Origin of the sequence: Oligosphaera ethanolica (assembly GCF_030814695.1) — a bacterium.
In the GTDB taxonomy this organism is placed as follows: domain Bacteria; phylum Verrucomicrobiota; class Lentisphaeria; order Oligosphaerales; family Oligosphaeraceae; genus Oligosphaera; species Oligosphaera ethanolica.
Genome location: NZ_JAUSVL010000001.1, coordinates 1,378,961 through 1,390,579, shown reverse-complemented (window position 1 = coordinate 1,390,579; position 11,619 = coordinate 1,378,961). Strand labels below are relative to the sequence as shown.

Below are 11,619 nucleotides of genomic sequence, written 5' to 3'. Positions count from 1 at the left end.
CGATGAGTCTTACTGAGCAGAGCATAAACACGCCAGGCCAGGCGTCCCGCGAGTTGTCGCTGGTGCTGGTCCAGCTGATGAAGAACGTGATCTACCGGGATGAAAATCCCGAGCAGTGGACGGCGCTGTTGCGCCAGCAGGCGGCGGTGCAGGACTACGTGTCCGTGATCGGCTTGGAGCTTATGCTTGACGAGGCCGAAGGCTATGCGTTCCTGCGCTCGCGGGCTGACGTGGACGGCGGCGACGACGACGCGGCTATGCCGCGGCTGATCACGCGCCGGCAGCTGTCCTACCCGGTCAGCTTGCTGCTGGCGCTACTGCGCAAGAAACTGGCCGAATTCGACGCCGTCGGCAGCGAAACGCGGCTGATCTTGGCACGGGAAGACATTGTCGAGATGCTGCGGATATTTTTTGCGCGCGGGTCGAACGAGGCCCGCGTGGTTGACCAGGTGGACAGCGCCATCAACAAGATTGCCGACATGGGCTTTGTGCGGCGCCTGCGCGGCAATGGCGAGATGATTGAAGTCCGGCGCATTATCAAGGCCTTCATTGACGCGCAGTGGCTTGCCGATTTCGACCAGCGCCTGGAGGAATACCGCGGCGGTGGCGACAATGAGGACGATGCAGACGGCGATGACGACAATGGCGACAATGAAGATGCCGCTGACGCGACTGCGGCGCCAGCCGCAGCGGAGGACCGCGATGCCTGAGATGCTCGAACTCGAATTCATGAGCGACGATCGCCTGGCGGGTTTTCGCCTGCAGCGTCTGGAGGTCCTCAACTGGGGCACTTTCACGGAGAACGTGTGGACCTTGCGGCTGGACGGCCGCAACTGCCTGCTGACGGGCGATATCGGGTCGGGCAAATCGACCTTGGTTGACGCCTTGACCACGCTGCTGATTCCCAGTCGCGACATCACCTACAACAAGGCGGCGGGGGCCAGCCGGAACGAACGCACCTTGGCGTCCTACGTGCTGGGCCAGTACAAGTCGGAGCGGCAGGATACGCAGGACGGCACCAAGCCGGTGTATCTGCGCGATCAGTCCAGCTACTCGGTTCTGCTGGCGGTGTTTCACAACGAGGGCTACCAGCAGACAGCCACGCTGGCGCAGGTCTTCTGGCTGAAAGACAAGCAGGCGCAGCCCGCGCGGATCTATGCGGCCTGCGACCGCGACCTGTCTATCGCCCACGACTTCAGTGATTTCGGGTCGGATATCAATGCCCTGCGCAAGCGCCTGCGACTCAAAAACGTGGAGCTATTTGACGGCTATGCTCAGTATGGCGCGTGGTTCCGGCGTCGTTTCGGTATCAACAACGACCAGGCGATGGAGCTGTTCTATCAGGCGGTGTCCCTCAAATCCGTCGGTAACCTGACCGACTTCGTGCGTACGCACATGCTGCGGCCGCTGGATGTGGAAAAACTCCGCGGCGAGCTGATCCATCATTTCGAGGATCTCAACGCCGCCCACAACGCGATCCTCAAGGCAAAACGGCAGCTGGAAATTTTGACGCCGTTGGTGGCTGACTGCGGGCTGTACCGCGAATTGTCGCAGCAGCTCGAACAACTCCGTGCCTGCCGCGACGCCCTGCGGCCGTGGTTCAGCACCCGCAAAGCCGAACTGCTCAGGGAGCGCATCGCCAGTCTGGTGCAGGACCTCGCCCGCGCCGCCGAGGCCATCGCCCGGCTCGAAGAAAAACGGCGCGGCGAGCAACTCAGCGAACACGAACTCCGCCGCAATATCGCCGAAAATGGCGGCGATCGCCTGGAGCGAATCGCCGCGGAAATCGCGCGTTGCGCCGAGGAGCGCCAGCGCCGCAGCGCCAAAGCCGGTCGCTATGAAGAGCTGCTGGGCCTGCTTGGTGGTGGCGGCGCTGCCACGACCCTGGAGGACTTCCAGCGGCAGCGCGCCGATATCAGCGTCTGGAAGCAGCGCGGCGAAGAAGAACGCCAGCGTCTGCAGAATGAGCTCTCCGATGCTCGGGCGGACCTGACCCTCAAGCAGCGTGAGTACGAACAGCTGCGTCAGGAAATTACCGGCCTGAAGGTCCGCGTCAGCAACATCGACGAAAAACACATTGCCCTGCGGGACAAGCTCTGCTCGGCCTTGGGCATTGCCGAGAGCGAGTTGCCTTTTGCGGGCGAGCTGCTGCGGGTGCGCGAGGCCGAGCGCGATTGGGCGGGGCCGATTGAGCGTCTGCTCCACGACTTCGGGCTGTCCTTGCTGGTGCCGGATCGATACTACCAGCAGGTGGCCGAATGGGCCGACAGTAACTTTTTGCGCGGCCAGCTCCTTTACTACCGCGTGCGTGACGGCGCGCCGACGTCGTCGCCAGCTGCGCCGGCGACATCCGTAGTGCACAAAGTGGAGATCAAGCCGGAGTCGCCCTTTTATGCGTGGCTGGACCGCGAGTTGGCCCGCCGTTACAACGTGGCCTGTTGCCAGGACCGCGAGCAGTTCCGCCGGGAAGCCCAGGCGCTGAATTTGACCGGCCAGTTCAAGCTCAACGGCGAGTTCCACGAGAAGGACGACAGCTTCCCGCTCGGTGATCCGCGCTACGCCGTCCTCGGCTGGAGCAACGCCGAGAAAATCGCCGCGTTGGAACGGGAAGCCCGTGAGCGCAAGGCGGCGTTGGCCACCCAGGAAAAGGCCGTCGCCGAACTCGCTGCCGGCCTTGAACGCGCCAACAGCCGCCTGAACAATCTCGCCCGGCTGGACGAATTCGCCGACTTCCGGGAAATCGACTGGCGGCCGCTGGTTGAGCAGATCGCCCGCCTGGAAGCCGAACGGCGCAGCTTGGAAGCCGCGTCGGACAAACTCAAGGTCCTGCGGCAACAGCTCGTCGAACTCCAAGAGGCGCTCCGCAAAACCGAGGCAAAACTCGATGAGGCCAAGAAGAAACACGCCATCGGTGACGACAAGCTCGCCACCGCCCGTGAGCAGCTTGCCGCCACCGAAGAGCTGCTGGCCGCGTTGCCGGCGGGCGTTAGTGACTGCTATCCGGCGCTGGCCACATTGCGCGCGGAAATCCTCGGCGCGCAGGCCATTACGGTCGAGACTTGCGACAATCGCGAGCGCGATATGCGTGATGAAATCCAACGGCGGCTGGACAATGAGGACAAGCGTCTCGGCCGCCTGCGGGAAAAAATTGCCGAGGCCATGAACAACTTCAAGCACGAGTGGCCCCTGGAGACTCGCGAGGTTGATGCCAATGTGGCTGCCGCCGATGAATTCAAGGCCATGCATGACCGCTTGCGGGCCGACGACCTGCCGCGTTTTGAGCAGCGCTTCAAGGAGCTGCTCAACGAAAACATCATCCGCGAGGTGGTCAATTTTCAGTCGCAACTGAACCGCGAGAGCGACATCGTTGAGGAGCGCATTGCCCACATCAACCACTCGTTGACGCAGATCGACTACAGCCCCGGCCGTTATATCCGGCTGGTGCGCATCAAAAGCAACGACCGCGAGATCATCGACTTCCAGAAGCAGCTGCGGACTTGCACGGAAGGCACCCTCACTGGGTCGGATGACACGCAGTACTCCGAGGCCAAATTCATGCAGGTCAAGAGCATCATCGAGCGCTTCCGCGGTCGCGAGGCTTTTTCCGAACTGGACCGCAAGTGGACGGCGAAGGTGACTGACGTCCGCAACTGGTTCGAATTTGCGGCCAGCGAACGCTGGCGTGAAGACGATCGCGAATTCGAGCATTACGCGGATTCCGGTGGCAAATCCGGCGGCCAAAAAGAGAAGCTGGCCTACACGGTGTTGGCGGCGAGCCTGGCCTACCAGTTCGGTCTGGAATGGGGCGCCACGCGCTCGCGTTCTTTCCGCTTTGTCGTCATTGACGAGGCCTTCGGGCGCGGTTCTGACGAATCTGCTCAGTACGGCCTGCAGCTGTTTTCCCGGCTCAATCTGCAGGTGTTGGTGGTGACGCCCCTGCAGAAGATCCACATCATCGAGCCCTTCGTGGCCGCCCTCGGTTTTGTGAAAAACACCGACGGCCGGACCTCGGTGCTGCGCAATCTCAGCATTGAGCAATATCGGGCCGAAAAACATGAGGCGCGGGAATGAATTGGACGACGCCTGACGATATCCGCCGACAGCTCCTTCGCCTCTGGGAACGCGGCGTGCTGCCGCAGGCCGTGCTCAGGGAAGGCGACGGTGACGGCGAGGGGGCAGGTGGCAAGCAGGACGTGATGGGCGTTGCGGAGTCCGACGTCAGTGCCGGTGAGGCTGGCACGGGTGCGATTGGCTATCAATTTCCCCTGCGGCTGACGCTCAAGGCCCCCAGCAGCGCCGAGTTGAGCGAGCACTTTGGCGATGTGCGCGACTGGTTGGCGCGGCTGAGCGCGTCAGCGCAGCACTACCGGCTGGAATTCCGGCGGGTGCGGCTGCGGCAGCTGGGCGAGAACGACGTGCTTAGCGCCATCTGGGTCGATCGCCTCGACCAGGCGCTGGCGCTCATCGGCAAAAAGAAGGACGCGCAGCAGCTCCTGGAACTGTCCCGTTTGACGCGGGAACGCCTGCCCGCGTTGCTGCCGTGGCTACGCCGGAAGCCGCTGGCGGCACTGGCGCTGGCAGACGACTGGCCACGGCTGCTCGCCATCGTCAACTGGCTCGCAGGCCATCCGCGGCCGAGCATTTACCTCCGGCAGATCGACTTGCCCGGCGTACACAGCAAACTCATTGAACGGCATCGCGGCGTCCTGTTGGAATTGCTGGACAGCGTGCTGCCTGCCGATGCCATTGACGACCGTTTTCGCGGCGGCCGCGGCTTCTGTCCGCGCTATGGCTTTTTGGACAAGCCCTTGCGGGTGCGCTTTCGCGTGCTTGATCCGCAGCTGCGGCTTTTTGCGGCGGCTGGCGATCAGGACATCACAGTGACGCAGGAGGCCTTTGCGAGTCTGCAGTTGTCGGCGACGCGGGTGTTCATCACCGAGAACGAGGTCAACTTTCTGGCCTTTCCGGCGCTGCCGTCGTCGTTGGTCATTTTTGGTGCGGGCTACGGCTTTGAGAATCTGGCGCCGGCGGCCTGGCTGGGGCAGCGCGCACTCTATTATTGGGGGGACATCGACACGCATGGCTTCGCCATTCTCAACCAGCTGCGGGAGCACTTCCCGGCGGCGGTGTCCTTCCTGATGGACACCCAGACTTTTTTGGCGCATCGGGCGCTGTGGGGACGCGAAGAACTGCCCGAGCGGGGCGATCTGCAACGTCTTACGCCTGACGAAGCGCGCCTCTACGCACAGCTGCGCGATAACACCTGGGGCGAGCAGCTCCGCCTGGAACAGGAACGCATCGGCTACGAATTCTTGCGCGAGGTCCTGCAAGCGTTGCTCCAGAGGGGATGACATCTGCTTGCGCACGGGAGTGGAAGTCGACGGCCTGGTCAATTTTTCGTAGGGAACTCACGGTTTATCTCCTGCTTGCGAGGCTGGGGTGGTGGGTGGTGTCTGCGGGGCAGAATGCGGCCGGGAACGGCGCGGGCGTAGTCGTCGTAGGCCGCGCCGAAGCGCTGGCGGGTGTCGCGCTCTTCGCGGTCGCGGTGACGTGCGAAGGCCCACAGCGCGAGTGCTGGTGCCAGCAGGTACGGCCATGAATGCGCCAGCAAGGCGATGGCGGGGAAGAAGCCCCATATCCACGCGGCGTAAACGGGGTGGCGCATGGTCGCGAAAGGGCCCGTTGTGGCCAGGTGGTTCTGCGACCAGGCGCGTCGCAGCAGCACCAGGCTCCATGCGTAGAGCCCGCTGCCAAGAACGAGTAGCAGCAGGCCCAGCACACGCGACAAGGCCGCCGGCAATGGCATGGCGCAGCGCTCCGGCCACAGCCAGCTGGGCACGAGCGCCAGCAGTAGGCCGGCAGTGCCGGCGATGCCGATGCGCGGGCCAATGCCGCAGTGGGCGCTGACGCTGCATATCTGGTCGATGTTCATAGAATCGCAATAATTTCCAGTTGATGCGTGGGGCGTTGCGGATATTGGCCAGTAAAGTACCCCGCGAAGTATGTATTGTCAGCACCGCGACAAGGCATTATTCTCGTCCCTTGCCCACTTGCAGCCAGCATTGAACACCCCATCAGAAGAAGGAATTGTAGCCATGGCCAATGACATTCACATCACCCTTGACGGCGACGCGTTGATTGGGTCTATCAAGCGTCTCAACGGCGGCAATCTGGCGCCGCCGATCAGCAATACGAAGGCTGGTTTGGACATCCGCGCGGCCTTTGCGGCCTTGCAGATGCCGGTGACGCGGCTCCATGACAGCCCGCTGGAAAATCCTGGTACGCGGCTGGTGGACGTGCCGCTGATTTTTGCCAACTTCCATGACGATGCGGCCGATCCCCGTAACTACTACTTCCGGCAGACCGACGACTACATCAAGACCTGCGTTGACGGCGGTACGGGTATTGTTTACCGCCTCGGCCCAAGTATTGAGCACGGCTTCAACAAGTACTTCATCGACCCGCCGTCTGATGTGGACAAATGGATAGACATCTGCAGCAATATCATCCGCCATTATACCGAGGGGTGGGCCGATGGCTTCCATTTCGCCATCAAGTACTGGGAAATCTGGAATGAGCCGGAATGCCAGGACTCCGATGGGTTGCACCTGATGTGGGGCGGCACGGTCGCCGAGTACAATGACTTCTACGTCAAGGTGGCGACTGAGCTGAAGCGGCGTTTTCCGCATCTGATGATCGGCGGGCCGGCGCACTGCGGCTTTGGCCAGCTCAGCAAGGACTTCATTAGCCACTGCGCTGCGCATCAGGCGCCCTTGGACTTCTACTCGTATCACTGCTACTCGGCCGATCCTTTCCACTGGATCGTTGAGTCGCCGGCGCAGGCGCGCCAGGCGCTGGATGACGCCGGCTATACCAAGGCTGAAATCCACCTGAATGAATGGCATTATTTCCCCGGCGAATGGAAACGCCTGCGCTCGGATCCGGAGTACAAGGACCGCGTTTACGAGGAAATGAAGGGTATTGACTCGGCTGCGTTCATTTGTGCGGTGCAGACACTTTGGCAGGACACCCCGCTGGACCTCGGCTGCTACTACACGGCCACCGCTAGCGCCTGGGGGCTTTTCAAGACCCGCAGCGCCATCCCTACCAAGTCGTACTACGGCATGAAGGCTTTCGGCGAAATCGCCCTCTGCGGCGATCGCCTCAAAACCAGCTCTGACCGCCGCGAAGCCACTGCCCTCGCCGGCCGGACTGCCGACGGCAAGACCGCGCTGCTCATCGCCGCCTTCAAGACCGGCCCCGCCGACATCGTCGTCGATATTACCGGGATCGGCGCGCCAAAGGACTGTGTCGCGCGGATGGTCGATGACAGCCATGACCTTACGCCGGTCGATATCGTGCAGGACGGCAATACCCTGCGCGTCAAATCCGATGCGACGTCGGCCGTCCTGCTTGTCACCTTCATCAGCTGAAGAGGCCGGATCGGTCTGATCTTCTTTTTTTTGTCGCGGACGGATCGGACGGATCCGACGGATCGGACGGATCCGATTTCTGATCAGTCTGATCGGTCTGATCCGACGGATTTTTCTTTTCGGCATTACCGGTTTTTCTGCTGGTCGCTGGCGCGTTGCGCATTATATTTATGCGCTATTTTGGCAGTGAAAGGCCCTTTTTGTCACTATTCGTCGCTGATTTTCCATAAGAAGAAAGAGTCGCTTTCGACCTATGCGCATAACTCTGGTGTTTCCTCCGCGAACTGGGCCGACGTACATGCCTTTGGGGGTAGCCTGCCTGGCCGCCGTGGCCAGTAGCCAGAAGATTGCCATTGATCAGTTTGACGCGAATCTTGAGTTGTGGAACAGTCTATGTGACGACAACGCCTTTCTAGGGGCGATGCGCACCTTTGCTCGTGGCCCCCTAGATGGCTTTCTTGATCCGGGTGCCTACGCGGCGAATATGAGCTACATGGGCGAGGGCGTTCGGCGCATCGACGAGCTGGAGCAGCTGGGGCGGCAGTATCTCGCGGGCAACGGCCTGGGCACGGAGCTGTCGGCGCTTTTGGCCCGCCATGGCCAGCGGATTCTGCGGGACGATCCGGAGATCGTGGGCTTTTCGGTCATGTATCTCGATCAGCTGCTCTTTGTGCTGGCCCAGGCCAAATACCTTCACGAAGAGCTTTCCGCGCCGTGTCGCATCGTGCTTGGCGGTGCCGCCATGAGCGCGCTGGATCCGGTCGAGTTGCTTCAGGCCGCGCCGTGGATCGGCGGCGTCATCGTCGGTGAAGGCGAAGTGCCTTTTGCGGCGCTGCTGGCCGGCCAGACGCTGGGGCAGATTCCCGGTTGTTATTATCGCGATGGCGCCGGCGTGGTCAGTACCGGCAATCCGGAAACTCTGGATGATCTCAGCACGCTGGCGATGCCGGACTTCAGCGTGCTCGCCGATGGCGGTTACTTCAATCCCGTGCCGGTGCTGTCCATCTATGGCTGCCGTGGCTGCAAATGGCGCCGTTGCCGTTTTTGCTCGCACAATCAGTCTTTCGGGCGGCATCGCCAGCGTCCGCCGTTGACCGTCGCTCTTGAAATGCTGGCGCGACAAAACAGCTACGGCTGCCGGCATTTTTATTTTGTCGACCAATATGTCGATCCGATCTATCTTGATGCGCTTAGCGACGCCATTTTGGCCATGAAGCTCGATTGCCGTTTCCAGATCATGGCACGGACGATTGCGGACTACACGCCGGCACTGCTGGCCAAGGCGGCCCGTGCCGGCTGCTGCTGGATCAGCTGGGGCATGGAAAGCGGCTCACAACGGCTCCTCACGCTAATGAACAAAGGCACGGAGGCGGAAGCGTCTTTTGCGGTGCTGAAAAACGCGTCTGCGGTGGGTATATCCAATCTGCTGATGATGATCTTTGGCGCGCCAGGCTCTGACGACCGCGCCCTGGATGACACGTTTTCCTTCCTCGACCGGTCCTGGCCTTATGTGGACGGCATGACCGCCAGCGCCTTCGTCCTCTTTGCTGAAACCGACTATGGCCGGCACCCGGAAAAGTACGGCCTGGAGGTCATTGGCACGAATACCATTGTGGACGTCGGCGGGCGGCCCATTCACGATATGAAATTGCGCTTCCGCCGCGAAGGCGAGGACGGCCGGGCCGAATCGCCCCTAGCCGCCAGGGAAATCGACTTGTGGGAGCGCCGCCGCGCGTGGTTGCCGCCGTTGCCCTTCCACGGGCGCCTGTGTTGCGAACATTACCTGCTCTACGCCGACGCCCTGCAGGCCAAACCGCGCCCGGGCAAACGCGATCATTGCGCATAGATCGATCTTTTTCTCCGCAGATTCCGCAGATTCACGCAGAGTCAATTGCGGAGCATGGCCTGTGTAATCGGTAAGTAACCACTCCTGCGGCGGGGGAGACGGACCGGGTACGGTCGGCGTGGATGACGAGGACGGTTTAATGAGCCGTCTTGTCGGAGTGGGTGAGACGCCCACGCCACGGCCTCGAGACGTAATTGGTAAGTGTACACCCCGGCGCTTCGCTGGGACAATTTGCAGGAAACCCACGGCCAGTCGCCACCCAGCCATTACACATAGGTGGCTAACCAGGCAGCGGATTTCATAGGAGCAATGCTCTTCACATAGCATGCGGCAATCGCCGGCCATGAGTTGATTGGTAACCATGCACAAGATCATTCGCCGAGGTTTTGAGCACCGAAGGTGCGCCCTAAGATAGCCCAGGGCAAGCGGCGCCCGCAGGGCGCGTCGCCGTGTGCCCGGCATGGGCGAGAACGATCCCCCACTCCCATAAAATCTGCGGATTAGAGGAGGCTTGGGGACTCATTGAGTGACAACAAGAGTAGCGAAAGGCAAGTAGGCGCCCGCGAGGGCGTCAGGCGAAAGAAGCCCTGGCAACGGCACGACCGCAGGGATACGAACGGACAGTGAGGCATGGCGTGGGCGATGAGCGTGCGGCTAAACGCGAAATCCAACAGTCACCGAAAGACACGCAGTGTAGAGTCCGGCGGCACGGGCCAATTACGTTCTCGCACCTTACCCGGGGAGATCTCCAGCGTGAGAGCGCTGGAGAAGTCAGCAGAGGCCATAGTAGCGTAGAAGCTGTTGAAAGGCAGTGGAGCGAAGGGCCGAAGAACAGGAAACGCAACGATGGACAAACTCGCCAAGGAAGCGAATAAGGAAGATGCAACCACTGAAACGGCTGGGACGACTGGCTGGGACGGCGGGCCGGTGGCGGCGAAGCAATGGATGTGTGGAACCAAGACGGGTATCAACCGTAGTTTTCGAGGCGGAGAATGAACATGTCAGACGTGCGTAACGAACCAATCCAAGCAACAGCACCAGGCCCGAGCCTGGAGGAGGTGTTGAACAACGAGAACGTATGGGCGGCGTGGAAGGCGGTCAAAGCCAACGACGGCGCGCCCGGAGTCGATGGGATGGATGTGCAGAAGACTGCCGAACACCTGCGGAAACATGGTCAGGAGATATGGGAAAAGGTCCGACAAGGGACATACATTCCGGGAGCCATCCTGGCTGTGGAAATACCAAAGGCGAACGGCGGTACGCGCAAACTAGGCATTCCCAACGTACAGGATCGACTGATCCAACAGGCACTTCACCAAGTGCTGAGCTTACGGTGGGAACCTCTTTTCAGCAACAGCAGCTACGGCTTCCGGCCCAATCGGAGCGCGCATGACGCGATTCGCCGGGCCCAGGAGATCATCATGTCAGGACGGATTTGGGTGGTGGACATCGACTTGAAGAGCTTCTTCGACGAAGTCAACCACGACATCCTGATGCGAGAGCTGCGTAAAGAGGTTACCGACAAACGAATACTGAAACTGATCGGCCGATACCTGACCGCCCCGATGGTTGAAAAAGACGGCACTCGGACCAAACGAACGAAAGGCACGCCGCAAGGCGGCCCTCTGTCGCCACTGCTGGCGAACATCTATCTGACCCCGCTGGACCAAGAACTGGAGAAGCGGCAGCTGCCGTTTACCCGGTATGCGGACGACGTGGCCATCTATGCCGGAAGCCGCCGCGCGGCCGAACGCATTCTGTCAGATATTGTCGAGTGGATCGAGACGAAGCTGAAAATACCTGTCAATCGGGACAAGAGCAGAAGCGGGAAAAGTGATGACACGGCCTACCTGGGAATTACCATACATTCCGATGGCAAGATGGAAGTGGAGACCAAACGGCTTGAGCGCATGAAGGCCGAGGTCCGCAGGCTGTGGGACGCCAGGCAGAACCTGACGAGCGAACAGCTGCGAGGCCAATGGCGGAAATACGCCACGGGCTGGTGGAACTATTTCCAAATCGCCACGCAAAGACGCAACGTCGCCAATACGGCGGGCTGGATAAGGAGGCACATCAGAAAGTGCTTCTGGATACGCTGGCACTCAGACGCCGGTCGAAGAAAGGCGTTGGTTGCACTCGGAATAACGGGAAGGATGCTACAATGGGCAAAAACATCACGAGGAGCCTGGTGCATGGCGAAATCACAGCTGATGCAAACGGCGCTGAGCAACAAAACCATGGACAAATACGGTCTCATTGTGCCTTGGAGCGTTTAACCGGTCATAACAGAACCGGTGCTGTTCAACCGCCGGATGCGGAAAACCGCATGTCCGGTGGTGT

At 60.9% G+C, this 11,619-nt stretch carries 8 protein-coding genes; 7 read left to right on the top strand and 1 reads right to left on the bottom strand.

The window, feature by feature from the left end; genetic code table 11:
* Positions 1-2 precede the first annotated feature (2 nt).
* The 3 genes from J3R75_RS04790 to J3R75_RS04780 are packed head-to-tail and all read left to right on the top strand — an operon-like array spanning position 3 to position 5,351.
* Entirely contained in the window at positions 3-710 is a 708-nt protein-coding gene (locus J3R75_RS04790; protein WP_307260218.1) for a DUF4194 domain-containing protein, read from the top strand.
* Positions 703-4,071: an ATP-binding protein gene (locus J3R75_RS04785; protein WP_307260217.1), complete on the top strand. Its 3,369-nt coding sequence runs from the start codon at positions 703-705 to the stop codon at positions 4,069-4,071. The genes J3R75_RS04790 and J3R75_RS04785 overlap by 8 nt, the downstream gene beginning before the upstream one ends.
* Complete coding sequence (locus tag J3R75_RS04780; protein ID WP_307260216.1) at positions 4,068-5,351, top strand: Wadjet anti-phage system protein JetD domain-containing protein; 1,284 nt, start codon at positions 4,068-4,070, stop codon at positions 5,349-5,351. Before J3R75_RS04785 ends, J3R75_RS04780 begins: the two co-directional genes overlap by 4 nt.
* 38 nt (positions 5,352-5,389) lie before the next feature.
* On the opposite strand, the gene J3R75_RS04775 is transcribed toward J3R75_RS04780, so the two are convergent.
* Positions 5,390-5,932, bottom strand: coding sequence for a methyltransferase family protein (locus J3R75_RS04775; protein WP_307260215.1), 543 nt, complete (start codon positions 5,930-5,932; stop codon positions 5,390-5,392).
* 163 nt (positions 5,933-6,095) lie between these two features.
* On the opposite strand from J3R75_RS04775, the gene J3R75_RS04770 reads away from it, so the two are divergent.
* The 4 genes from J3R75_RS04770 (at position 6,096) to ltrA (ending at position 11,555) form a co-directional block, all read left to right on the top strand.
* Entirely contained in the window at positions 6,096-7,433 is a 1,338-nt protein-coding gene (locus J3R75_RS04770; protein WP_307260214.1) for a GH39 family glycosyl hydrolase, read from the top strand.
* Positions 7,434-7,731: 298 nt separating this feature from the next.
* A complete protein-coding gene (locus tag J3R75_RS04765; protein WP_307260212.1) occupies positions 7,732-9,279 on the top strand; it encodes a B12-binding domain-containing radical SAM protein in 1,548 nt (515 codons plus the stop codon).
* Positions 9,280-10,125: 846 nt separating this feature from the next.
* Positions 10,126-10,275: a hypothetical protein gene (locus tag J3R75_RS04760; protein ID WP_307260211.1), complete on the top strand. Its 150-nt coding sequence runs from the start codon at positions 10,126-10,128 to the stop codon at positions 10,273-10,275.
* 2 nt (positions 10,276-10,277) lie between these two features.
* Entirely contained in the window at positions 10,278-11,555 is a 1,278-nt protein-coding gene (gene ltrA / locus J3R75_RS04755; protein ID WP_307260209.1) for a group II intron reverse transcriptase/maturase, read from the top strand.
* Positions 11,556-11,619 lie beyond the last annotated feature (64 nt).